This window comes from Spirosoma knui (genome assembly GCF_054780635.1).
Map to the genome: position 1 here is coordinate 358,510 of NZ_BAAGVY010000002.1, position 25,797 is coordinate 384,306.

Annotated in this window: 18 protein-coding genes; 2 read left to right on the plus strand and 16 right to left on the minus strand. The window is 51.6% G+C overall.

Translation table 11 applies throughout. The features are described 5' to 3' along the window. Positions 1-13 precede the first annotated feature (13 nt). The gene (locus ACYVIY_RS06170) at positions 14-556 is read right to left on the minus strand and encodes an RNA polymerase sigma factor (RefSeq protein WP_460975423.1); all 543 of its coding nucleotides are present in this window, start codon (positions 554-556) and stop codon (positions 14-16) included. Positions 557-1,188: 632 nt separating this feature from the next. Here ACYVIY_RS06170 and ACYVIY_RS06175 point away from each other — a divergent pair. Next, a complete protein-coding gene (locus ACYVIY_RS06175; RefSeq protein WP_460975424.1) occupies positions 1,189-5,088 on the plus strand; it encodes a hybrid sensor histidine kinase/response regulator transcription factor in 3,900 nt (1,299 codons plus the stop codon). A 297-nt stretch (positions 5,089-5,385) separates the two neighbouring features. Here ACYVIY_RS06175 and ACYVIY_RS06180 read toward each other — a convergent pair whose 3' ends face one another. From ACYVIY_RS06180 to ACYVIY_RS06205, 6 genes are all read right to left on the minus strand, one after another. Continuing rightward, positions 5,386-7,818 carry a TonB-dependent siderophore receptor gene (locus ACYVIY_RS06180; protein ID WP_460975425.1) on the minus strand — a complete coding sequence of 811 codons (2,433 nt, stop codon included), beginning with the start codon at positions 7,816-7,818 and terminating at the stop codon, positions 5,386-5,388. A gap of 292 nt (positions 7,819-8,110) precedes the next feature. Next, entirely contained in the window at positions 8,111-8,626 is a 516-nt protein-coding gene (locus ACYVIY_RS06185) for a DinB family protein (RefSeq protein ID WP_460975426.1), read from the minus strand. 12 nt (positions 8,627-8,638) lie between these two features. Continuing rightward, on the minus strand, positions 8,639-9,427 hold the full coding sequence (locus ACYVIY_RS06190) for a glucose 1-dehydrogenase (protein WP_460975427.1): 789 nt from the start codon (positions 9,425-9,427) through the stop codon (positions 8,639-8,641). 45 nt (positions 9,428-9,472) lie between these two features. Next, on the minus strand, positions 9,473-10,669 hold the full coding sequence (locus tag ACYVIY_RS06195) for a hypothetical protein (RefSeq protein WP_460975428.1): 1,197 nt from the start codon (positions 10,667-10,669) through the stop codon (positions 9,473-9,475). Between the two features lie 78 nt (positions 10,670-10,747). After that, positions 10,748-11,584 carry a type 1 glutamine amidotransferase gene (locus tag ACYVIY_RS06200; RefSeq protein WP_460975429.1) on the minus strand — a complete coding sequence of 279 codons (837 nt, stop codon included), beginning with the start codon at positions 11,582-11,584 and terminating at the stop codon, positions 10,748-10,750. Between the two features lie 51 nt (positions 11,585-11,635). Then, positions 11,636-12,736, minus strand: a complete 1,101-nt coding sequence (locus ACYVIY_RS06205) for a carboxylate-amine ligase (RefSeq protein WP_460975430.1) — start codon at positions 12,734-12,736, stop codon at positions 11,636-11,638. A gap of 484 nt (positions 12,737-13,220) precedes the next feature. Here ACYVIY_RS06205 and ACYVIY_RS06210 point away from each other — a divergent pair, with 484 nt between their 5' ends. Beyond that, the gene (locus tag ACYVIY_RS06210; RefSeq protein ID WP_460975431.1) at positions 13,221-15,806 is read left to right on the plus strand and encodes a T9SS type A sorting domain-containing protein; all 2,586 of its coding nucleotides are present in this window, start codon (positions 13,221-13,223) and stop codon (positions 15,804-15,806) included. Positions 15,807-15,898: 92 nt separating this feature from the next. On the opposite strand, the gene ACYVIY_RS06215 is transcribed toward ACYVIY_RS06210, so the two are convergent. The 9 genes from ACYVIY_RS06215 to ACYVIY_RS06255 all read right to left on the minus strand — a co-directional run bounded on the left by ACYVIY_RS06215 (position 15,899) and on the right by ACYVIY_RS06255 (position 25,756). Further along, complete coding sequence (locus ACYVIY_RS06215; protein ID WP_460975432.1) at positions 15,899-16,936, minus strand: hypothetical protein; 1,038 nt, start codon at positions 16,934-16,936, stop codon at positions 15,899-15,901. Positions 16,937-17,224: 288 nt separating this feature from the next. Further along, positions 17,225-18,865 (minus strand): hypothetical protein, encoded by a 1,641-nt coding sequence (locus tag ACYVIY_RS06220; RefSeq protein WP_460975433.1) that lies wholly within the window; start codon positions 18,863-18,865, stop codon positions 17,225-17,227. 71 nt (positions 18,866-18,936) lie between these two features. Beyond that, positions 18,937-21,150, minus strand: coding sequence for a hypothetical protein (locus ACYVIY_RS06225; RefSeq protein WP_460975434.1), 2,214 nt, complete (start codon positions 21,148-21,150; stop codon positions 18,937-18,939). Further along, entirely contained in the window at positions 21,147-22,346 is a 1,200-nt protein-coding gene (locus ACYVIY_RS06230; protein ID WP_460975435.1) for a BatA domain-containing protein, read from the minus strand. The genes ACYVIY_RS06225 and ACYVIY_RS06230 overlap by 4 nt, the downstream gene beginning before the upstream one ends. Positions 22,347-22,352: 6 nt before the next feature. Beyond that, entirely contained in the window at positions 22,353-23,204 is an 852-nt protein-coding gene (locus ACYVIY_RS06235; RefSeq protein ID WP_460975436.1) for a DUF58 domain-containing protein, read from the minus strand. Between the two features lie 43 nt (positions 23,205-23,247). After that, the gene (locus tag ACYVIY_RS06240) at positions 23,248-24,231 is read right to left on the minus strand and encodes an AAA family ATPase (RefSeq protein ID WP_460975437.1); all 984 of its coding nucleotides are present in this window, start codon (positions 24,229-24,231) and stop codon (positions 23,248-23,250) included. A 47-nt stretch (positions 24,232-24,278) separates the two neighbouring features. Beyond that, a complete protein-coding gene (locus tag ACYVIY_RS06245; protein WP_460975438.1) occupies positions 24,279-24,896 on the minus strand; it encodes a DUF4159 domain-containing protein in 618 nt (205 codons plus the stop codon). 22 nt (positions 24,897-24,918) lie between these two features. Beyond that, entirely contained in the window at positions 24,919-25,593 is a 675-nt protein-coding gene (locus tag ACYVIY_RS06250; RefSeq protein ID WP_460975439.1) for a Uma2 family endonuclease, read from the minus strand. A gap of 22 nt (positions 25,594-25,615) precedes the next feature. Beyond that, entirely contained in the window at positions 25,616-25,756 is a 141-nt protein-coding gene (locus ACYVIY_RS06255; protein WP_460975440.1) for a DUF4160 domain-containing protein, read from the minus strand. Between the last annotated feature and the right edge of the window lie 41 nt (positions 25,757-25,797).

A 25,797-nucleotide genomic window follows, 5' to 3' on the forward strand; every position in this document is an offset into this window, starting at 1 on the left:
AACAAAGGCTAAATCAGTAACGGGGGTAGCGGTTATAGATTTTATCCCGGGTTCGCTTCAGTCGCATCTTCACGGCACTTTCGCTAATACCGTACTGCATCGCGATCTGCCCGACGCTCAGCTCTTCCTCATACTTTAGCCGAAGTAATATCTTCTCATCGGGTGCCAGTTGATCCACTACTTCTTTCAGGAGCCCCAGCGCTTCTTCGATGGCGCTATTTTCGTTTGCATCGGCAAGGTCGTGACCATCGTTGGCTTCCATCGCTTCCGTGGCTGAGCGTTTCGACCAGCGCAACTGATCCATGCAGTAGTTATGGGAGATGGAATAAAGCCAGGTTGAAAAACTTGATCGGCCCTGAAAGGACTCCAGCTTGGCAAACACTTTCAGAAAAATGTCGTGGGTGAAATCCTGAGCCTGCTCACTGTCGCGGGTTAGGGAAAGGCAGCGATGGTAGACTTTCGTTACGTAACGACTATAAAGTTCTTCAAAGCAATCGGTGGGATTAAGCGGAAGATGTTTTCGGATAAGCTCTTCATCGGTTAGGACCTTCTTCATAGACACTTAGCAACTATTGATGAATATTAACTGAAGTTGTGAAGACATTAACGCCAGATACCGAGCGTATGAAATGATTAATTGAACAAAACCGTGTTTATGGGAAGCTGTAGTATATACAGACTAAAATCAGGCCGCAACTTAGCGGGGGCTTTAAACAAACACTATCTCATTTATACCAAACTGTATAACAACTTTCCCAATACCCTTCTTTATATCCTCTTACTTAATCAGCAAGCGAGAAAATGGCAGACAGACGATATAAAAAAAGCCTTTACTCAACAAAATGTTTTAGTTTATTTACTTACGTTATTGCATCTGTCTGAAAAACAGGCTATTTAGTAAGAATGTGACCTTTGTTCGTAAATACTGAAGGGAAACTAATAACTTGTTTCTCAATAAATCGGTTTTGCGTTAGTAGTCGTATGTTCGGTTACTTACGTTGAGTATAAGCTGTTGAAAAACTGTTTACGAGCCAGTTATATTTCTTGAACGTGCTACGGCCAATTGTAATTTGTGGTTCTGTAGAAAGGTCTCTTCAACGCGGCTGTGCGTTGACCGAAGAGCGAGAAATAGCCTGTTGCTATCGAAGTAACAGACATTGGTCTCTCTGGATCGGCTTTTGGTGTCTGTTGAACGTACTCACCCTATCGGCCCAGCCGTTTAAACTGCCCGAACCTCAGATCATCACCGATCGGCAGGGACTTCCGCAGGCTTTCGTTCCTTCTATTATTCAGGATAAACAAGGCTTCATCTGGATGGCGACCCGCGAGGGCCTGTGCCGCTACGATGGCCAGAATTTCAAAGTCTTTCAGCCCGGTTCCGACGGGCGGCCCGCGCTGTCGTCGTCGGCAGTGCTGGCCCTAAAGCTCGATCCGGCGGGGCGTATCTGGATCAGTAGTGACCAGGGTGACATTGATGTGTTTGACCCACGTCAGGAAACATTCATTAATTTTTCCAACCAGGCCTGGTACCGACGGGCGTTCGATCACGATACAATCTTTATGCACACGCTGGACAGCCAGGGACGGCTGTGGTTGAGTTTCGAACGGCACGGACTGGCCCGCGTTGACCCGGTTACGCGTCGGGTGGAACGGTACCGCCACCGCGCTGGCGATCCCAATTCGTTGAGCAGCGATACTGTGGTTGCCTTTGTTGAAGATCGGCGGGGTAGTATGTGGTTGGCTACTTCCAATGGCCTCGACCGGCTCGACAGTCGTACAGGTAAGTTTACGCATTTTCGGCAGCAACCTGGGCAGCCGAGTGCCATTCCAGAGAATGGACTTAAAAGTATTTTTCTTCGGCAAAACGGGGATCTGCTCTTGTTGTCGAGCCAGCATCTCACCGTATTCAATCCCCGTACGGAACAGAGCAGAGCGTATCCGTTGCCGGTGGATAGGCCCAATGTTCCCTGGTGGCTCAGGCCTTCTGGTGCCGTTGATAGTCAGGGGAATTATTATTTCAATTACAGTGAGTTTCTATTTCGCTTCAATGATCAGCATGGTGTTCAATTGATTGATCGGGCCAGCGGCTTAGATCGGGTTCAAAGCACATTTGTCGACCGTTCAGACGTATTGTGGCTGGGTACGAATGGGCAGGGCGTTCGTAAGTATAACCTGAAGGTTAGTCAGTTCAATGCTGCCCTTTATCAGTCTAATTTCGTCAACGATATACTCCGGAATCAGTTGGGCATACCCGAAGCCGAAGCACCCTATTTTGACCCGCAGGAAGGGCAATGGCCGTATAATTTTCGGTACACGACCGATGGGCAGGGTAAATTATGGTTCAACGTTGGTATTTCGCCTTTCTACCAGTTTGACCTGAAGACGAAGACCTTAACGAAAATTCCGTTTCCGGTTCGGGGAAAGCGCACTTGGGACGATCAGATAGCGCCAATGGCCACTGACCCGCAGGGGCGCGTGTGGGTTGTGCATGACGGTGAGGCCAGGTGGTACGAGCAGGGAGCCTGGCATTTGTTGCCCGTTGCGTTACGTCCCACCATTCAGGCCCGCATTGTCGAAATGGTCGCTGACAATCAGGCGCTCTGGATGGCAACCAGTACCAAAGGTCTGTTTCGCGTCGACCGGTCCAGCGGCCAGATTCGAAATTATTCGTTCCAGACGGGTAATCCCACTTCGCTCAGCAGTAACAAGCTGCTTTGTCTGACCGACGATCCAATCGATAAACAGATTCTCTGGATTGGTACGTTCGGTAATGGACTGTGCCGCTTCGACAAGCGAACGGGTAAGTCTCAACGCCTGACCAAGCAGAATGGTCTGCCGAACAACGTCATTTACACCGCTATTCCCGACCGGCAGGGTTTTCTCTGGATCGCTACTAATCAGGGACTGTGCCGACTGAATCGACGGACGTTTGAAGTGCGTACGTTCACCCACGACGATGGCCTGCCAGGCGACGAGTTTAACCGGTTTCACTTCTTGGTTCTTCCCGACGGACGACTAATTCTGGGTGGCCTGAAAGGACTTATTTCGTTCAGACCGACTCAGTTGCGGGAAGATACGTACCAGCCCGTTACTGAGGTAACCGATATTGCGATTAACAATCAGCCGGTTGTTCCCGGCCCTGGCTCTCCAATCGATACGTTGCCCGTGCAGATGGTTCATCACCTGGATCTAGCCCACGACCAGAACTTCCTGACGGTAAGTTTTGCGGCCTTGCAGTTCAACGGGCGCGACCAACTGCGGTACCGCTATAAGCTGAGCCCGGTCAGTAAAAACTGGATTGTGACCAATCGGCCGGAGGCTACCTATACCAACCTCAGCCCCGGTACGTACACCTTACAACTGAATGCGACCAACACCTCGGGACGTTGGAGTACGCACGTCAGAACCCTGACGATCACCATCCATCCGCCACTGTGGGCCACCTGGTGGGCGTATGTACTGTATGCGTTAGCCTTGGGCGGGGGAGCGGTTGGCTTATTCCGTGTGTATCTGAAGCATAAACAAGCCCAGCAGCTCAAACTCATCGACGAGTTGAAGACCCGATTGTTTTCGAACATTACGCACGAATTCCGGACTCCGCTCACCCTGATTCTGGCCCCAACTGAGAAGCTGAAGCAAAAGTGGCGCGACCCGGACGACGCCCGCTGGCTGGGTGTGATCGAACGGAATGCGCACCAGCTACTGGGGCTAATCAACCAGCTGATGGACCTGGCTAAGCTGGAAGCGCATGCTCTCCAGGTCGAAGAGGTGCGGGGTAATCTGGTTTCGTTTGTCGAACAGGTAATCCTGTCGTTCGAAGCTCAGGCCGAAGCCCGCTCGATTCAGCTCAGCTTCCATCACGAAGATCTGCATGCTGAGTATTATTTCGATGCGCGTAAACTCGAACGTATCGTATACAATCTGGTGTCGAATGCCCTTAAATTTACGTCGGCCGGTGGGCAGGTGGATGTGGGCCTGACACCGGGCGTTACGTTGACCGTCACCGATACCGGAACGGGGATTCCCGCTTATAAGCTGGGCCGAATTTTTGACCGCTTTTATCAGATCGACGACTCGAGTACCCGGCCGCAGGAGGGGACTGGTATTGGCCTGGCCCTGGTGAAAGAACTGGTTGATTTGCAAAAAGGCACCATTAACGTAGTGAGCGATGTCGGACACGGAAGTTCGTTCATCGTGCACCTGCCGTATCAGCCCGTTACGCTGGGCACAGCACCGGCTGCGGTTGAAACGCCTGTTGACGCTGCCCCGGCGCAGCGGCCCGACGCTGACTCCACGGATGAGCAACCGGTTATCCTGCTGGTTGAAGATAATGACGAGCTTGCCGAGTTTATCGCCGACAGTCTGTCGGATCGCTATCAGGTGATTCGGGCGGCTAACGGAGCCGAAGGCTGGGAGCAAGCCAGCAGTCTCCTTCCCGATTTGATTATCAGCGACGTACTGATTCCTGTCATGAACGGGTATACGCTTTGTGAGCGGGTCAAAAAAGATCAGCGAACCAGTCACATTCCCGTTATGATACTAACGGCAAAATCGTCTTACGATAGCCGAATTACGGGCTTGTCGGCAGGAGCGGATGACTATTTGACCAAACCGTTTCACGTACAGGAGCTTCAGTTGCGGGTACGAAATCTGCTCGAACAGCGTCGACAACTGCGGGAGTGGATACACGCACGCCTGACCCAGGCCGACGAGCCTCTACCCAGCCTGGAACCTGGCTCCGAAACGAACGACCCCTTTCTGGATAGAGTTTACGCGTTGCTGGAGGAACATCTCGACGATTCTTCCTTCCGTCCCGATGATCTGATCGAACAAAGCGGACTAAGCCGGATGAGTTTACACCGCAAACTAAAGGCACTTACGGGGATGTCGGCCGGAGAGATTATTCGTGCTTACCGACTTAAGCGGGCGGCTGAACTACTCGAACAGGGGCTTAGCAGCACCGAAACCGCATACCGGGTTGGCTTCGAGAGTCCGGCTTATTTTACTAAGCGGTTTCGGGAGCAATATCATCAGACCCCATCGGAGTTTACAGCTGCCAAAGTCGCTAATCGGAAGAAGCCTGTTTAGCGGTCAAGATGTAGCGATATTACATAGACGAGCGGAGTTGTTTCTGATTTTCAGTCCATTGTTACGTTAAAAGTCCTTGGCCCTGATACGTTCGAACGTATCAGGGCCAAGGACTTTTCAGATAGTTGCGGGCTTCCTGCCCTCCCTTCCCAAACTGTGCCGCTATGTACCCCTCCTAACCTCCCCTAGAAGGGGAGGAGCAAAATTAGCCGGTCAAAACTCCTCCCCTAGAAGGGGAGGCCGGGAGGGGTACAGTAGTGCAATACGTGTCTGAAAACGGTATGGCTTATCTTCCCCTTAAAACCGATACGATAAGGTCGTAACGAATTGGCGTGGTGGAATCGGCATGATGCTATACCGGTCGTGGATCAGGTAATTCAGCGTATTGGCAACGTTCGATACCTTCGCCAACAGCGAGATTTTCCGGAAACTGTAACCCGCTGACAAGTCGATCGTTGTGTAACCCGTTAGCGGAATCAGGCGGCTGAACTCAGGCGTCTGTCCATACGTGTTGTTGTTGCCACCATAGCGGGCACCAGTGTAAAAAGCTGTAGCGCCAACTTTCAAACCTCGAAGCTGGGGGAGATCAAACGTATAGAAGATCGTGGCATTGGCTGTATGGGCGGGATTATTCGTTAACCGTTCCCCCTCGATCGGCGACCCTTTTACCCGCGATGCTCTGGTATAGCGCATGTAGTTGTAGCCGTAACCAGTAATGAAAAAGAAATTTTTGGAAAGATTACCGGTGATGTCGACTTCCAGCCCATCGCTCGTGGTTTGTCCCGTAAACTCCTTGACGTTTGCATCGGTATTCGGCGAACCGTCCAGCTTGAGAGGAGCCATTTGCGCGAAATTACTATTCACGATGTGATAGACGCCCAGATTCGCGGTGATACGTCCGCCAAACAAATCGTTCTTAACGCCTGCTTCGAACTGGTCAACTAGAGAAGGCTTCAAAATCTGCCCGTAGATATCAACGCCCGTATTGATGGTGAAGTTGTTGGCGTAGCTACCGAAGAACGACGTCGACTGCGTTGGCTGGTAGATCAATGCGACTTTAGGTGAGAAAGCTGCGTCTGTTTTCGTTTCGGCAGGCCCACGAGTTTCTGCCTGATTTCTCAGATTGAGGATAGTCGTCTGTACCGTTTTTTGCTGTGACCAGCGCAAGCCTGCCAGCAGTTTAATTTTGTTGGTCAGGCTGATCAGATCCTGAGCGTAGAAACCCGTCCGAACCGAGGGCGACGTAGTGCGGGAAATGGCGGTAGCATCCGGAATGTCCGTACGCTGCTCATACAGGCAGGGATTCAGGATGTTAATTTTATCGTAAGTCGTAACGGCCACACCATTGCTGGTGATGGTAAACGCATTGCTCACGCTGACAATACTCACCAGATCAGCGCCGACCAGGAGCTGGTGACCAATGGAACCCGTATTGAAGCGACCGTTCAGGTTAACCTGGCCCGTATAATTATTCTCAGCTGTTTTGGTCCGACTTAGTGAGCGATTCCAGTCGCCGTTGGCAGCGACGTTATTATTAGGAACCCCCGCACCGTATGCAGTAACGTTTGTGCCTTGGGCAGCGCCAATGACGTTTAGTTTCCAGCGGGAGTTCAGGCTGTGATTAACCGCTACCGAACCTGAGGTCTGGTCGACATTGTTGTAAGCCCAAATCGTATTGATAAATCGCGAGCGGGGAATTGAGGTCGGAATGACCGCATCCTGATCTTTATTCAGCGATCCCATGCCATTGTCGGGGGTTAGGTTCGACTGGAGATAGTCGCCCTGAAGCAGCACCGTTGTTTTGGTGCCGAGTTTGTAAAGCAGCGATGGGCTAACGTAAACGCGATTGGTTTTTACCACATCCCGGTAACTCTTCGCATTTTCGTATGTACCGACCACCCGGAACGCCAGGTTTTTTGAAAGAGGCCCGTACACGTCGACGGTGGGTTTGTACAGATTATAGCTTCCGACCCGCATCGACGCTTCGCCACCAAAATTGAATTTCGGCTTTTTGGTGACCATGTTGATAATCAGCCCACCCGATACGTTTCCGTACAAAAGCGAAGAGCTTCCTTTCAGCACTTCGACCGACTCCAGCGTACTGGCATCCGGAAAGCCCATGGTATTGGTGATGACCCCATTTTTAAAGATACTGCCACCGGCACCGGCAATACCAATGCTATAGCCACGCGCCGAAAACGTTTCGGCAACTCCACCCCGCTGCTGAGTCAGCGAAACGCCACTTACGTTCCTAATAGCGTCGCCCAGTCGGGAAATCTGCTGATTTTCAATGACGACGCTGCTCACTTTTCCCGTCATCTGTGGAAGATCCAAGGGAGCAATAGTCGCTTTGCCGATTTGCACGGCCTTGTTTGAGCCGGTTACTTCAACTTCGGTGAGTTGAGCCGCGTTCTCGACGAGGGCAAAATTGGCTTCACTAACTTGACCGGCCTGTACAGTGATGGTTTTTTCCTGCGGTTGCAGCCCTACCGAAGAAACCCGCAGGGTGTAAATGCCGGAAGGTACATTCTTAAGTTGATAAGAGCCGTCTTCGGCGGTAACCGCACCCCGGCGAATCTCCCGAAGTCCGACAGTAACATACCCCGCGGGTGAGCCTTCGTTACTGGTAACTATGCCTTTAATGGAACCGTGTGTTTGTGCAGCCACCGGTACGGTAACCAGCAAAACAAAGAACAAAACACAAGCGGTACTATAGTAAAATGAACGCATCTATTTAGAATTAATACAAACAGATGCAAAGATGGTACCTGGATCAATAGGAATAAAATTATTTAGACCAATTATTAATAAGCTCTTGGTATAGGCCTATATTATCCGGGTTAAACCAAAGATCAGTCAGGATGTGGGAGTGGAAGTTACGTCTCGTTGCGACTGTAGCGCTACGTATTGAGAAGAAAAATAGCTACGTATCGCCACAAAATGGCGTATTCCCTAGCGATACGTAGTAGTTGGAGTAGAAAGAACGGCGATTGTCCAGCAAATAAGTTTGACCGACGGAATATCAACCGGCCTGCACGACGCGTACGGTTACCAGTAGCTGACCCAGGTGACGCATCGTGTGTTCGGCCGCGTGTACAAACAAGCCGATCACCGTTGAAGGGAGCTGAGCACGACCAACGGTCCGGGCCTCGGTCAGCGTTTGTTCACCCGTTTCGCACAGTTGAGCAATTGCCTGATCAACTTGCCTGTTAAACTGACCGACTAAGAGCTGTACCGAAACGGGTGGGTCGGTCGCTTCTCCTTCCGACGCTAGAGCCGCCAACTGATCCGGAGAAAGGGCCTCCCCGCGTGCGTAAGTAAACAAGCGATCCAGCACGCCGGTGAGGTGTTGTGCATGAAAACCGACCGAAGCCACCCCCGCCGGACGTACCCACAGTAAGGCATCAGGGAAATCAGCGAGCACTGTGTTCACTTCTTCGCGTGCTTGCAGAAGAGCATGCGCCACGGGTTGAAGCAGCGGAGCTATGTCTGGCAATGGCCCACGTAGCCAGACTTCCCGGGTTTCGATAGGAGACATCCGTCGTAGTGCTTAGATAACCGTGCCGCCATCGGCGTAAAACAAACTACCCGTGCTGTAGGACGATGCATTTGACGCCAAAAACAAAGCCAGCGGACTGATTTCGTCGGTCGTTCCCATACGGGCGATGGGCAAACGTTTCGTAAAGTGATCCAGAATTTGTTCGTTCTGCCAGAGCGCCTGACTGAACTTCGTTTTAATCAGGCCGGGGCAAATGGCATTGACGCGAATGCCATCGGGTCCCCACTCTTTCGCCAGTACTTTCGTGAGCATGTTCAGGGATGCCTTGCTGACGCTGTACATGCCTAAGCCGGGGTCCGGTGTATGGCCCGCAATGCTGCTCATCATAATGATACTGCCGCCCCCGCGGGCTTTCATGCTGGGATAACATAGTTTGCTGAGTTCGAACGGAGCTTTTACGTTCGCCTGCATGATCTTGTCAAAAGCCGCACCGTCGCAATCGAGCGAGGGGCCGAACACCGGGTTCGAAGCCGCATTGTTGACTAAAATGTCGATGCCGCCATACACTTCCAGTGTTTTGTCGACCAGTTGCTGAAGCTGGCTCATGTCGCCTACGTGGGCGGCTATGCCCGTAGCATCGCCCCCTTCAGCTCGTATGTCACTGGCTAACGTATCGCAGGCATCTTGTTTACGGCTGCTTACTACCACTTTAGCACCGAAGCGGGCGTAAAGCCGGGCAATGTCTTCACCAATACCTTTGCTGGCACCGGTTATAATGGCAACCTTGCCGGTGAGATCAAACAAGGCTTTCTCGGTTACAGAAGCGGGTTTGGATTCCATGTATGAAAATTCGGGGTATACCAGGACGCAGCTCAGCTCTTCTGATTACTGCTCAAAAAAGCAAACCGTGCCGCCGACCCAGTCTTTATTTTTGTTGAAGTTAACACCGATCATCTCCCCGCGGCTTAAACGGCTCAGGTTTGTCAGCAGCGTCGGTTTAGCATCGGCTTCGGGCCAGATAAACAGCATCCGAATTTCGCATTTGACCAAGCCGTCCGGCGATTGAATAACCGGCTCATACTTTACCTTGCGCTGAAGCAGAAACTCATGCCGCTTATGAGCCGGAATGGCGTCTAAATCCTCGGTAGTGATGTTTATTTTAACGCCACTGCCCGCAAAGGAGAACAACGGTTTTAAGACGTAATTCTTTAAATCGGTCGGGTACTCACTTAGATCAGACAGGAAGTAACTGGCTGGAATGTAGGGCCCTTTGAGCAGGGGCAAGGTGTACTTACTGATGCGAAAAAACCAGTTCGGATGCCCAATCCATTCGACATCTACGTCGTCGGTAAGTTGAAAATCGGTTTGTAGGCCGGGAAAATTTTGTAGATCGTCGAAGATAAGCCGGTTATAAATGCGCTTGATTCGTACCCGTCGACCGTCCTTTTCGTAAAACAGCTGCCGACCGTCTTTTTTGATCTTCGTCAGACAGACCGGCGCAATGCCCAGCGCTTGCTGCGTAAGCGTGAAGTCGATCCGCGTTTTCTGCTTCTCGGGGTAAATTTCCAGCAAAATCACCTCTTCGGGATCGCAGTCGCCCACCATAATCTGCCGCAGCCGCTTCCAATACGCTTGATTGTCGGCTACGTTGAATAAGTGTGACAACGTATCCGGAATAGGGTAGTGAGCTCGGAAACGGTCGGCCAGAAATGGTTGAAACCCATACAGCGACGGAAAACCCTGGAGCTCGATCAATTGTGGAACGAGTTCGCCGGTATCGTCTTTGCAGACTGCAAAGTCTATTACCAGAAACTGCGGGTGTGCATCCTCGTTGGGCACGCGCTGATCACCCGGAATTGCATTCTCGGTTAAACGTTTAAAGTCGTCGCCAGTAATTACGTCAACGATATCGTCACAGGCCTGAACCAGCTTACCCGTGAGTTCTTTGGGAACAAAAACCGGCGTTTCGGCAACTCGAAAATCAAGCTGGCCGGGCAAATCGGCTTCGATAGATGCTAAAAAAGCCTGGTACTGGTCCGGGCTAAAGGCTTGATTGAAGGCTTGGCGAACGGGTTTAATCATAACGTGCTTTTATCAGTCCGCAATGGGCAGCCCACTAACGACGGTACCAGTCCGTCGTTAGTGGGCCAGATTAATTATTTAAACCGCTTCGGTTTCTTCAATCTCCTGCGACAGCGACCGGATGGCTTGCCGTAGGAAACCGGGCAGAATAACCGATGACGTCAACGCTATTTTAGTCGGGTCCTGAAGGTAAGCGACCATATCGTTGTATTTCTCCTGACCGAAATTCAGGACAATATGATTGCGCTTTTCGTCCGTAAGGAAATACCGTAGCATCCCCTCATTGTCGGCTTCCGGGTGGAACTGCGTTCCTACAATTTCGTCCGAGAAACGAATGGCCATCACCGCGCGTTCCAGCGGAACATGGGGTCGATCTTTTTCCAGACACAATATAGAAGCTCCCAAATCGTTCAGCCGCTCATTGCTAGGCTCCGTGATCTGATAATCGCGGGAATCAACGGCAAAGAACGGTTCGGGTAATTCGTCCAGCAGCAAATCGGTGATTCCTTCATCTACTTTGTGAACGGGAAAAATACCGAACGAAGTGGATTTCCGCTTACTCAGCAGACCTAATTCCAGGTGGCGAACCACCAGTTGAAACGAATGACAGATCAGAAATACGTACTTCTTCCGTTCATTTCGGAGATTCCAGTCGAACAACTGGTCGATCAGATTAAAATAAGGCTGTTCCCAAGCTTCTTCCGAGGCCATCGGGCTTCCCGGACCACCCGATGAAATATACACATCGTAGGTCAGATCGGGGATTTCGTTGTTGGTACGAACATCAAAAATATCGAATGCCAGTTCAGCATGATCATTTCCCTGTACGTTCCGAATCAATTGTAAAATACAGCGCATACCTTCATTGGCGTGGCTGTTATTCATGTCCAGAACGGCAATTTTCACTAAGCTCATGATGATAAGTTACGGCGTAACGTTTGCAGTAGGTAGCCGCCGAAAAAATAACTACCGTATTCCTAAAGAAGTTTCGTCAACAATGTAATCCACAACGCGTTTCAGATCGTTGGTCTGCTGATAAACGGCTAACTGGCGATCCGCGCCGGTTCCCATTTCCAGAATCTTTAAGACGTATTCACACTCCGCTCGGTTACCTAATTCATCCACAACATCATCAATAAAATTAAGTAGCTCGTGAATCAAGGCATGGGTTGGTACTTCTTCCTGCTTGCCAAAGTCGATCAGTTTGCCTTCGATACCGTAGCGAGCGGCCCGCCATTTATTTTCATTGATCAGGATGCGCCGATATGGCCGGAAGTTCAGATTCTGTTTGTGCAGCTTATAAATCTTGGCAACCAGGGCCTGCATGATAGCTGCCAGACAGATCGTTTCATCCACCCGCATGGGCACGTCGCAGATGCGGAATTCGATGGTGTCGAAAAAGGGGTGCAGCCGAATGTCCCACCAGATTTTCTTACCATTATCGATACAGCCGGTTTTAACGAGCAGACTCAAATACTCATCATATTCGGCCGCTGAGGAGAAGTAATCGGGAATGCCGGTTCTCGGAAACTTATCGAACACCTTCGAGCGATACGATTTGAACCCGGTGTTACGTCCTCGCCAGAACGGAGAATTGGTAGAAAGCGCGTAGATGTGGGGCAGAAAATACCGCACCGCGTTCATGATCTGAATGCCCTCGTTCCGGCTTTCGATGCCTACGTGCACGTGCAGACCAAAAATCAGGTTTGACCGCGCTACGTCGCGTAACTCGTCGATTAGCTGGTCGTAGCGTTCGTTGGGGGTTATGAGCTGATCCTGCCAATCGGAGAAGGGGTGCGTACCGGCGGCTGCAATCTTCAGGTTTTGCTGTTCCGCCAGCTCAATAATCATCTTCCGGAGATACGTGACCTCCTGACGTGCATCGTGGATGTTGTTGCAAATATTCGTGCCCACCTCAACGACCGCCTGGTGCATTTCGGCTTTAACGCGCTCCTGAAGTACAATTTTTCCGCCTTCTACAATCTTCGACATGTGCGAACGCAGCTCGCCGGTATGGGGGTCAATCGTTTGAAATTCTTCTTCAATCCCTAATGTGAATATCGGCATGGGTTCTGGCTTTTCGGGTGTCTTTTGCGAATCTAGACTAATACTACTAAAAAGAGGGATTTGTGGTTAAGGCGTACTATAACTTTTATTCTCTTTTTCAATATACTGAAGCATAGTTCTTCCCTGAATTGGGACGACTCGTGAATGACAAAGAAGAAGATCTAGCCTATTCGACTAAACACTTAAGTAGGGGCTGCTAAAGCGGTTCTCAGTTGTATAGGGTGGGCAATTATGTAATGAATTTAGTGTGTATCCTGCCCAATGAGCAGAAGCCGGCTCCGTCAAGATAAGAACGTGTTGATACGTCAACATGAATAGGTTAGTTGGAAAATCCTGCCGTTAAGTATCGGTTACGCTTTTAGTGGTTTTACGTCCGCTTAGTAACTACAATCTCTTTATTCAAAAGCGATGTTTAGATCAGAATTTTAACTAAGTAGCTTTACAAACGGTCTACCTTATTAATACTTAAAACAACTGCTTATTTATGAAACATATTTTTACTTTTTTTTCCTGGCTAACGCTTTGGGCAAGTAGCCCACTTGCCCTAGCCCAAACACCGACCTCGTTAACCTTTAATGCCGGCTATCAGACCTGGACTGTACCCACCGGTGTTACGTCATTGACTATCGAAGCTCGTGGGGCTGAAGGAAACACGAACGCCGTCTCATCGGCCGCTGCTGGTAAAGGAGCCATTATAATAGCCCGTGCAAGCGTCACGCCGGGCCAATCGATTAGTATTTTGGTGGGTGGAGTTAGTCTGGGCGTTAACCATGGTGGCGGTGGTTCTTTTGTGGTAGCGCCTGGTAGCCCCGGCAACCCGACTCCGTTAGTGATAGCAGGCGGTGGCGGTGGCGGTGGTAATGTTAATTCTACAGCCAAACAGGGTCAGCTGGGTAACAGTGGCGGTGCGGGAGCAAATAGCGGTGGTGCAGGTGGCACTAACGGTGGTGGCGGTGGTTCCATCAGTTCCGGGAGAAACGGTGGTGGCGGTGGGGGGCTACTTGGCGACGGTGGTGCTCCGGGAGAACAACCGAACGGGGGTGGAAAGGCCTTTATTAATGGCGGTGCTGGCGGGAGCGGTCCCGCTGGAGCGGCCCCACTTGGTGGGGCGGGAGTTGGCACGGGTACTACTAACGCCAGCGGTGGTGGCGGTGGTGGCTATTCCGGTGGTGGTGGCGGGGGCGGCAATACTGGTGTCGGTGGCGGGGGAGGCTCCTATTATCAGGCAGGGAATCTACTCGACAGTAAAACCGGAGCCGCTAATGGCAATTCAGGCCCAGGTGTGGTTATTATAACTTACATACCCTGCGCCCCTTATACAGTAACCATTAATGACAACGGTCCCCTAACTTGCTCCCAAACCAGCGTTCGATTGACTGTCCAGGGAGCCGGATCCGGAGCTAGCTATAATTTTAGCGGTGGTGATGTGCAATCTTCAGGGCCTAACAGCCGCACGGCTACAGTTACCCAGCCCGGCAACTATACAGTGCAGGTGACCAATTCTCTGGGTTGCCCAGCCAGCGCCACGACAACTATTGAAAGCAATACCGCTGTGCCCAGAAACCTGGCCTTAAGCGTTAGTAACGAATTGACTTGTGCCCAGACAACAGCGACGCTCAGCGCTAGTAGCAGTAATGGCGGGGTCAGTTATGTCATTAGCGGGCCGGGCAATCAAACTTATAACGCCAGTACGGCCGTGGTTAATCAACCAGGTGAATACACAGTAGTGGCTACGCGAAATAATGGTTGCACGGCCGTTCAGACCACGATTGTAGAAAGCAACACAACGGCTCCTGAGAACGTAACGCTGACTAACAACGGGCCTCTGACCTGTGCCCAGACCTCTGCCCAGCTTACTGCTGCTAGTAGCACTACCGGCTCACTCAGCTACAGCTTTACCGGCGGCAGTCCCATTACTCAGGATGGAAGTTCTTTCGCCACGATTAGCAACGGAGGTACCTACACCGTGACGGTGACAGGACCCAATGGTTGCACTGCATCGGCCACCACGACTGTAGAGAGTAATACGGTAGCTCCCCAGAATGTTACTCTAAGCAGTAGCGGGACGCTTACCTGCGCCCAGACCAATGTTAACCTGTTGGCGGACAGCAACACTGAGGGGGACACTTACAGTATAGCTGGACCAGGTGGGTTTAACTACAATGGACCAAGTACGAGTGTCAACCAGCCCGGTACTTATACCGTCACAGCAACAGGAACCAACGGTTGTACGGCAGTCCAAACCACCACTGTAGAAAGCAACACAACGGCTCCTGAGAACGTAACGTTAATCAACAACGGCCCCTTGTCGTTTACCAACACCAGCGTTACCCTAAGCGCTACAGAAGGACAAGGCTACAGCTATAGCTTCAGCAATGGAGCCGTTTACCCAGGTAGTGGCAACACGGCTACGGTAACGACTGCGGGCGTTTACTCGGTGACCGTGACCCGGCAAGACAATGGCTGTAGCTCGATAGCATCCACGACGGTACTAGGTGGCAACAACCCCACCGTGTGCCGTGGCGGTACAGCCGTGATCAGTGTAGCGGTCGAAGGTGATCCTGTGAAGTACGAATGGTACAAGAACAGCCTGTCCACGCCTAAAATCATGGAGACACCTCAACTGTTTCGGGGGACGGCTACATCTAGTCTTACGTTAATCAACGCCCAGAGCAATACCCAGGGTAATTTCTTCTTGAAAGTGACTGACCGCTCAGGTAGTGTGAAAGTATACGGCCCGTATCGCCTGACAGTAAACGCTGGCTGCCGGGCTAGAGAGATAGCTAATCTAGAAACACTCTTGCAGGTCGAGCTAGCGCCTAACCCTATCCAGCAGGACCGACTCCGAGCGATCGTTCGAGGGGCTGAGGGACGTTCGCTACAAGTCGAGCTAATTAATCTGAGTGGTAAGCCGATCCGTCAGCAGCGTTGGAGTCAGGCCCAAAGTCAACAACTGATTGATTGGGACATGCAGGGGCAGGTGAGTGGGATGTATTTGTTGCAGGTGGTGAGCGAAGGAAGTGCCGGGCTGCCTACCCAGCGGCTGAACATAAAAGTTGTTAAGCCATAGTAATTCGATAATCGTTAACAAACAAGCCCGACTGTTACGTAACAGTCGGGCTTGTTTGTTCTAAGAAGCGTACAATTGACCGACTCACTGGCTTAAGCGGGGTCAGATACCGCACCGTCAGGTTCGCTAGCACCCGTGTCAATCGATTCAGTTGTTTCCCGGCAATTGAAATGATTATGTATGTATGCTGTAGCATCCGGGTCGGTGTTTCGGTAAAAACCGTTTTTGTCCCGCTCCCGAATCTTAATGCTTTTAGGGGTAAAATCCTGGACCCGTTTCAGGTAGTTGCGTTTTTTGAGATCACCATGCCAAAGGTGATACAAGTTGCCGGGAACATAGCCGACTTTGCCCTGAACCAAACGGAACCACTCCGTCTGCCACGTAGCAATGTAAGCCAGTTCCTCTGGATGTTTAAAGGACTCCCGAATCGACTTGTTCACTATATCGCCCACCGATGCGTAGGCAATAATGCCATCGCCCCCGCCTATCAGCGCCCGGTCGAATAAGGGCTGCTTATCGAGCAGTTCGCGACGGGCTCCCCAGGCCAGTCCAACATGCCCTCGTTTATTATATAATTGATTGAAAATCTGCCTGCCCTTATCGGCAAAGTTAGCACTGTACGCTCGCCATACGTTTCTTTCCCGCCGTTTCAGGTACGACCAGATTGTCATCCCCTCCTGCCAGTAAGAAGGCTCGGTTTCGTCACGATCCAGGTGCACGCAGTACTCGAAAGGCTGCAACAGGTTTATGCCGAATTCGAACTGCCGAACGCTTTCCACCAGCCAGTCTTTGTTGGTAAATAGAACGTCTGCGTCGATCCAGAAGACGTATTTGAAGCGATCGGGCAACGTTTCGATGATCTTGTTGAGCAGCGTTTCTTTATGCCAGAGCAACGTACTAGTTCTAAGTCGCTCAATCCAAGGTGATTCGGGGAGCTCATAAGCCGCATTGCCAATCGCCAGTTCAATAATCCGGTGGTTCAGGTGCTTTATGGTTTCGTACCACTGATGAAACACCTTCAGACGATAGGCCGAACGGGTGGGGTTGAAAAAGCAGGAGATAATTACAGCCTCATCATGACCCGTATAGGCAGCGTGGGAGGGAGGTAATCTCTTAATAAACAGCTTCATGGGTTGTTCTTTTGCCGCGATAATGTACGCAAAATCCCAGGTCAACAGTGTCCATTACCTAAATAACGTGAATTATGGATCGCACCTAATTCAACCGTTTCATAACCAAAGTATCGCCAATGCACGGTCCGCCATGTCAGGACTGTACGTCATCATTTCATGTGTAATTCACTGTTAGATACTGACCTGGCGGCCTGTGGCACCTCTGTTGCCAAGTGGTCGATTGATGCTTCCAAAGGATACATCCAGGTAATCGCTGTTAATGAGTAATTTGGTGGTAACGTATTGCTACGACAATTTTGGCTCGACCCATAGCGCTGTCAAACAGACAAGAAAAAGTACCAGCCACGCCCATTCCGGTAGTTCTGCGTAGGCTGTCGTTGCTTCGTTCGTGGGTGAGGCTGTCTGGTAGCGTGCGTGGGCACGCACAAATTGACTTACGACCTTCCGCTGAGCCAACTGATCGGCTGAATTTAACCCATTGACGTAGATCGCCAGGGTATCGGCTACCGTTTGCCAACCTGTCTGACTCGGAAAGAGCAAGCCTTGCGTAGATTGTTCGTTTACCGGCACGGTCGTGAGCTGAACTGTATCGTGCCCAGCTACCAACATTGATGGCTTTCGGCTGGGATTATTCACCGAAACTAGGCTTGGCATACCCTTATAGACGGGCGCGTCGATCTGAACGGTGTTGCGGTTAGAGCCTGTCAGACGAGCCAATGCGGCTGTCCAGATGCGGTGATACGTAACGGTATCGCCACTGAGCGATAGGGGAAAGGTTTCGCTCAGTAAGCTAACCCCAACCCGACCCGCCGTTTGCTGGATAGCGATTGGGTAACCCGCAACGGCAAATTGATTGACCGCATCGGCAAAGCGGTAGGGAAGCGCCGTTAAGCCCTCGCTGATCGGAACAACGGGTTCATTGGATGTTTTACGAACCTGCCACCGGCTGCCCACCGCCTGATTGATCACTCGACAGTCAGCTTCGGGGTTGGTCAGGCTAATGAACAGCACCGACTTGCCTTCGGCAATGGCTTTCCGGATGGCTGGATTCCCGGCTTCGTTTGGTTCGGTAACAATGAGGTCGGGGGCTTTCGAGGTTGCCGTGCCCGACTTATTAATGCGAACGTCGCTGGTTATGTTCTTCGAAAGTGATGTGGTGAGTTGCACAGTATGGCCTTGTTTGCCAAGCCAGTTCGCCAGGGTCTTGCTCTCGAAATCGGGGCCACTTACGATGAACTGAACGGTTAAGGGTTGAGTTGGCCGGGAGAAAAAGCGCAGGGTATCGATGGGTGAACCGCCAAGCGTTAACTCCGCCTGCGTTCGACCACGAGTGAAGGCCGGAAACTGGAGGGCGAACGTATTGTCGCCCTTATTTAACCTGACACTGTCCAGCGTACGATTTCCGTAGCGAAGGGCAAGCCATTGGTTTTCCGACGACCAGATCCGGCCCGTTACGTGCTGTAACTCGCCCTGCTGGAGAAAACCTTTCCACTGGAGGTCATTGACCCGGTCGGGCTGGTTGTACGGAACCCATTGCAGGGCCGTCTGGCTAAGCTGGGCAAGTGTAGTGGCCGGGAGATCCTGCCCTACCAACGTAACGGAGTCGTAGGAGGCTTTCAGGTTTCGGGCCGAGAAACTGTCGCGGATGCGCAGACTGTCTTTAACGTAACGCACAAATTCGCCAGGCACCTCATTCCCGACCAGCAGCGCATGTGTGGTGGGGTGGGATTTCGGCCAGCGAATCTGAAGAAAGTAGCCGACCAGCACGAGCCAAAGCAGCAGATTCAGCCCCGCCCGAATCCATTTACGTTCCCTCGACAGGGATAAGTTGCGGACGATCAGCCCGATCTGGCCAATGAGCAGCCCGAGCAGAACTAGTCCAATAACCCAGTTCATGGGTTCACTCCAGTTTATTGATGTATGCATTCAGTGTAACCTGGCCAGGCTGGCGTACCAGCGGCCACATCCGGTGGAAAAATTCAGAACACGGCAGCTGATTACTTTAAGTGCCGCCAGAACGCTTTTCGCAGGCTTTGGTCGCTTACGTACGATGGACCCGTACGTTCAGTTGCTCCACTTAAGGCGTAAAGTTTTGTTTTCAACTGCATACGCTCCTGATCAGAAACCGGCTTTCCGCTCGCCATCCTTTGCAGCGAGGCCAGCACCGACCAGTTTTGCAGGCCACTGCTCACGACCCGATCAGCCAGTGCATTGCCCAACTGCTGTACGGACTGACGTTGCTGCACGGTAAGCGATTTTAGGTCGATATAGCCCAGTACCTGCGCAACCAACGATTCAATACGTTCCTGGCTGTAGGCGCGTTCTTGTTTGAACGCAGACGTTACGTTCTTCAACTCGCCCGTCAGCCGGGTTTCTTTTTCTTTGATTGGGGGTGGATCGAAGCCGGTTTTCTTCACGTACGACCGGGCTTTTTGCTGCGATAATTTCAGGTATTCCAACGCTTTCTTCTCAAACGGAAGCGCTTTTTCGGGTTCGTACAAACGCAGATGCAGTTCCGATTGCCACATATTCTCCAAGGCCATCTTCAGCAGGCTGCGCGTCGATTGTTCATGGAACGTATTGGTTTCGGCGTTGTCGTGGGAGTGCATGTACTGCTCCATCAACGCGGCCAGCGGGTCCTTACTGTCATCGGCGGTTCCGCCACCGTGATCGTGGTCATGGCCGTGTTCTTCGTGCTCGTCCTTATGGTGTTCGGCACCGTGCTCACCCTCGCCTTTGTCGTGGTCGTGCATGTAGCCCGCCAGCGGATTTTCATCGTCATCGGCCGGGCCAGCGTGCCCGCCACCAATTGACGTTTCAAATTCTTCGCCCAGGAACTGGCCGTACCGCAGCCGTAAGGCTTTCTGATCAAAACCGACCTCGTTCGACATACTGTTGAACGACTTCACAGGCATCTTTTTCCGGCCAGCAATCAGTTTCTCCGTGTCGATAATGATTTGCCGCTGACTCCGGAAATACTCCGGCATAATGTTCACCGCCATCGTAGCCAGGGCACTTTCTTCCACCTGCGTCGTGTCTTTATAGACCACGAAATACGTGTCTGACTTCGTGAAGTTTGGTTCGGGCTGGCGGTTATCGAACGCGGCCCAGTAATAGTACAGTTCGTCACCGGGCGCAAAGTTCAGGGCTTTCAAGTCAAGCGTTTTGCTGAGCCGGGCCTTTTTGAAATTTGCCTGTCCTAGCGGCATGCGCACCTCCCGGAACTTCACGTTCTCGCCCGAGCCACGGGCAACGGTGGCGACAATAAACGCCTGCGCTACACTGAAATCGTCCGAAAATGTAGCGGCTACGTTTAGTGTTTTCGAATCTTTGAGGTAATGAAAACGGTATAATTCTTTCGATTCCGGCTCAATTTTCGGGGCTAAGTCGGGTTTGGCTTCGAGCCGATAAAAGTCGGACTGATAGATCAACGAATCCCGATCCCGCTTTTTGTCATGCCAGTAGGCTTTAATGGCGTACAAGCCCGAACTCACCAGCTGGTCCTGATACGTAAACAGGTCCCCAGTTTGACGAAAGGGTAATTCCTGCCCACGGCTGTTGACCAACCGCACGGCTACCTGCTGTTGATCGCTAAACCTGAGTCGCCAGGTCAGTACTGCTTCCACAATCGTTGATACGTTGAGGTTACTGGAATTGACTTCGGGCAGTCGGGTATACGCCGGAGGCTGAACACGTAGGTCGGCTGATCGAAACGAGGGCGCAACCGGCTCACGCGTTTTTTCGACAGTCGACAGATGGGTCTGTTTTTGCGATTCCTGCGGATTCTTGTCGAGCAAAGGATAGCCAATGTGTATAGCCAGGGCCGCCAGCAGCCCGGCTCCATATACCCCTGCTTTCGACAACACCACCTGCGGTGGGCGGACGTTCTGCACCTGCTCACCCAGGCGTTCGAGTTGTAGCCGTTCGGCCAGATTTAACTGTGATTTTGTCAGGAGCGGTAAACTATACTCCACGTCGCCAACGGTTTGGTGAATCAGCCGGATCGCCTGGGGTTTCTTGTCCTGATAAAGCCGACTCAGAAAAATACCCACGCCCAACCCGATAAATCCGGCCAGAATGGACCAGATCGGGGACGTAACAAAGGTCGCCGTCAGCAGGTAAGCGGATACAGCCAGTAATCCAGACCGCAGCAACGCATTGGCGTAAAGCTGATACGTAACGGACGATATAAGGCGGTTGATTTCCTTCATGCGTTTTTGGTCAAAGCAAGCCAGCGTTCAAGTACGAGTAAAACGGTCATCAGCAGCAACAGCGCCTGTTGGATTCCGGCCTGTTGCGTTACGTTACGTTTGGGCGATGGAATAAACAAGGCGTTCAGGGCCGATTGGCTCAGGGGCTGGTGAGTCGGGTTGAGGGTATACTGCTGAATGAATTGTTGCCCAAGCCATTCCGGTAGCTGTCCCGATGCCACCCGTTCTGACGTTTGTGGCGTCAACGATTCATTTGTAAAAATGACGTTGTTCGTCGCCACAGCCTGACCCGGACCTGATATGATATAAAGCGTTTGTGGGGCCGGTCGATTCGCCAGCGCCGTCTGATCGGTTAAGACCCAGTTATACGCCTGGTTTGACGCAGGTTTTTCGTCAATCAGCAGATCAAGCGCATACACATCGCTCAAGGCAGCCAGGGCGGCCCTGACTGTTTGTCGTTCGCGTGGGTTGCTGTAACTCAACAGGACGCGTACGCTGCTCGTAAACGCCGGACTCGGTCGAAATTTTAGGGATGGGTCAAGCGTTTCGCTGCTCGTGAGCTTTCCGGCCCGGTTTATAAACAGCTTTTTATTGGCTCGAATGGCAAGATAAGGCCGTACTGGAGTGGTTGAATCCGGTACACTGTGCAACTGAAATTTTGCCGGAACCGTGATCGCCGGCAAGGTCGCTAACGACTGATCATTAACCAGATACGTATGTAATTCGGTTGTTTCAGGAGGGAGCTGATCAATGGTCGTTTGTAACGTCAGCGCGTTGAACGGAGTCGGATTGGCGAGGCTGCTAAGGGGCGTGGTGTAAGTGGGCAACTGATCATGTATCCAGTAAACGGATTCACCTTTCTTCTGTGCTTCGTCCAGCTCGAACTTAAAATTATTGGCGACCAGGGCGCTGGGCTGCACCAGGTGGATTCGCTGATTCGCTTTCGATTGATCGAACCAGTGAAGAACGGGCTGACTCAGCAGCATAGCCAACAGCAGTAAAAGTAGGCAGCGAACAAGCAGCAAAGCGATGTTATCCAGCCGCAACCCCCGGCTCTGTTGTTGGTCTTTTTCGGTAAGCCATTGGGTAGCGGCCCAGGGCAATAGCTTTCCTCGCTTCTGGTGCCAGAAGTGAATGGCCACCGGAATGGCTACGGCCAGGGCTCCCCACAATAAATACGGCTCGACAAACTGCATGTTACGTCAACTAATCAAGAATTTTTTCAGTACCAGGGCTAACGGGTCGCTCAGGCGAGTGCGGATGAGCCGGACGTGTGGAATACGCAGGCCTTCTTCCAGCGAGGTCATGTAGTCCGAAGCTTTCTGTTGTACCAGTTCGCGCACTGTGTCGGCCTGTAATTCAACTTCTTTGCCGGTTTCCAGGTCCTGAAATCGGTAAAAGCCGCTGAGGTTGAAATCAAGCTCCTGATCGCCCAGAATCTGAAAAATAACGATCTCCCGACGCGGCCCGGCTACGCTCCGAATGAGACTGAGCCACTCATCGTTCACCTGCAAAAAGTCAGAGGCTATAATCAGCAGTTCGCTTTGCTTCCGGCTGAATTCCGGGAACGATGTCCCCTCGTTTTGCCAGCTTCCCGATGCCTGTGCCTGTTCGAGCATAGCCACAATTTTCTGAAACGCCTGTTTGCCCGCCGGCACGAGGGTTTGTAAGCTGCCGTGTTGCAAGGTGTACAGACTTAACTGATCGCCCTGGCGGTTCGCCAGATACGCCAGCGAGGCCAGCAAAAGTTTGGCGTAGTTTAACCGGCTGATAGTCGCTTCGGCATAGTTCATCGAGCCCGACAGATCGAGCAGCAGCCGGACCTGCTGGTTACTTTCCGTAGCCGATTCGCGGACCAGATATTGACTCGTTTTGGCGAATAGCTTCCAGTCAATCCGTTTCGGGTCGTCGCCCGGCGTGTAATGCCGAAATTGCTCAAACTCGGTACCGATACCCGACCGGCGACTGGTCTGAATACCCAGCAACAGCTCATCGCTGACCAGTTTTCCGGCCAGTTGCAGGTTATTCAGTTTGATGAGGTCAGTCGTTAACATGAAGTGTCATGAGTAAGTAAAAGCCGGTAATAAGCGCCAATGCTTACTTAACGGACTGCAGCAACTCGCTAATCACCTTATCCGTGGTAACGCCCTCGGCCTCAGCGCGAAAATTCAGCGCGACCCGATGACGGAGCACAGGAAATGCCAACGTTCTGATGTCTTCCGGAATTACCGAAAACCGTTCGTTCAGCACGGCGCGTGCTTTGGCGCAAAGCACCAGGGCCTGACCAGCCCGAGGACCCGCGCCCCACTCGCCCCATTGTTTGACAAAGGCCGAAGGACTGTCTTGTGGGCGGGTTGCCCGTACAAGCCGGTTAATGTACTCAATGAGTTCGTCGCTGATATGAACCTGCCGGGTCAGGCTTTGCAGATCAAGGATGTCCTGGTCAGAGAGGACGGTATGTAGCTCAGGCCGGTTTGTTCCCGTCGTACTTTTCAATACGTCGAGTTCTTCGCGCTCGGAGGGGTAACTGAGCTTGATGTACAGCAGAAACCGGTCGAGCTGTGCTTCGGGCAGGGGGTACGTACCGGCCTGCTCAATGGGGTTCTGCGTGGCAATGATCAGGAACGGCCGGGGCAGTGGGTAGTCGTTACCGCCGTAGGTAACCTTGTATTCCTGCATCGCTTCGAGCATGGCCGCCTGCGTTTTGGGTGGGGTCCGGTTGATTTCGTCGGCCAGCACTACGTTGGCAAACAGAGGACCTTTGTTAAAGACAAAGACTTTATGGCCTGTTTCGTGGTCATCTTCCAGGATCTCCGTACCGACGATGTCGCCGGGCATCAGGTCAGGGGTGAACTGGATGCGTTTGAAACGCATGGCCAGCGCATCGGACATGGTTTTGACCATGAGCGTTTTAGCCAGGCCAGGTACCCCTTCGAGCAGGCAGTGACCACCCGCCAGGAGCGAAATCAACACTTCGCTGATGGCCTCCTGTTGTCCGATAATGACCTTTCCAATCTCTTTGCGTAACTGTGGCAGTTTAGCTACCAGGGTTTTGTAGTGGGTTAAGTCTGTTGATTCCAAAATTTTCAATTTATCAGGTTGTCTTTTCAGGCAGTTGGCATCTGTTACTACGCGGTTAAGGCGTAGGTCACGATGTTGATGCCAAACTTTGTGTTGTCTTCGGCCAGGAAGCGTTTATTCCGGAAGTCGTAATCCCACTCGCAGCCGTAATCTTTATTGCTGTATAAAACGCCGATACGTCCATTGATCGTAACGGCTTTCAGGTAGTCGTGTACCAGATCGTCCCCCCAGCCATTTAACTCGAACGACGTAGTGGGGGGACCATCCTCAAACTTGAAAAAACAGGTATAGAGCGGATGGTTATTCGGAATTTTCTGTAAGGCTTTTGGCCCAAAAGTGCGGGCCATTTCCTGTTCGAACGATTTAGCGAATAAGCCGTCGACATCGTGGTTGCAGTCGTCAACGAACACGAAGCCGCCATTCTGAACGTAGCGTCTGAAGTGGTCCCGCTCCTGGCCTGAAAACTCGACCAGCTTGTGACCACTGAGGTAACAAAACGGACTTTTAAACAGGTCCGGGCTGCTTAACTGCACGACTTTTTCCTTTTGGTCAACCGGAATCGTAGTATACTCAACCAGTGAGTGCAGCAGATTAACGGGCATCCGCTGGTCGGTGTCCCAGTCGCCGGAGGTATATTGAATACGAGTGAAGATGAAGGGTTTCAAACTGTTGAGATGTTAAAAAACATTACGGGGTCTGTTTTGTCATCAGAATCTGTAATGTTTCCATATTCAGTTTTTTGTCAAAAATAGCCTGCACCGGAATGATAAAGCCAGGAACCGTCAAGGCCTCCAACGTATCATTGCTGTATAACGTCGCGGCCGACGCAAACGCCATGGTTGATTCATCTAATTTGTACTGCTCAACCGATTTGCGGACCGGATCGATAATCCAGTATTCCAGAACACCGTGAGCGGCATAATCCTCGAACTTAACGCCCCTGTCGCGACCGGTCGTACTTTTCGACAGGACTTCCACGATTAAATCCGGAGCGGGGTGTTCCATCTGATCGTCCTCGAACGAACTGGCTGTTTCGCTGTTCCAGTAGCAGATGTCTGGCTCATAATCGTTACGTGTCAGACCCACCAACGCCTTTTCTGAATCCACAACACCCAGGTCGTTAAGCATTACAAAATTCAGTAACAGGTTCTGTAAATACTTAGTAGCATCCAGATGACGCCGTTTTACGGGCGAGTGCATGATGACTTCACCGTTGATGAATTCGGCTTTTACGTCGTCACGCAGCCACTCGCGAAACGACCGGCGACGTTCGGCTTCATCGGCCAGAATAGCCTGTGCCCGCTCGATGACTAGTTTCGCATCGGGCGCTTCAAGAAGATCATGAACACGTGATTCGAGCATAGGCGTTTGTAATCAAAACGTACTAGAAATAGCGAATAACTAAGTTGGCAAATACGCCTTCCATCTCACTATATCGAACGTGAACATGGGGCAAATTGTGCTGCTTGTTGTCAAAATAATACAGACTAATAATCAGCCCGTAAAACACGGAGATAACCGGCATACTAAGGACGTACTAGGACGTATCTGAGTGCTTTCCCCGAG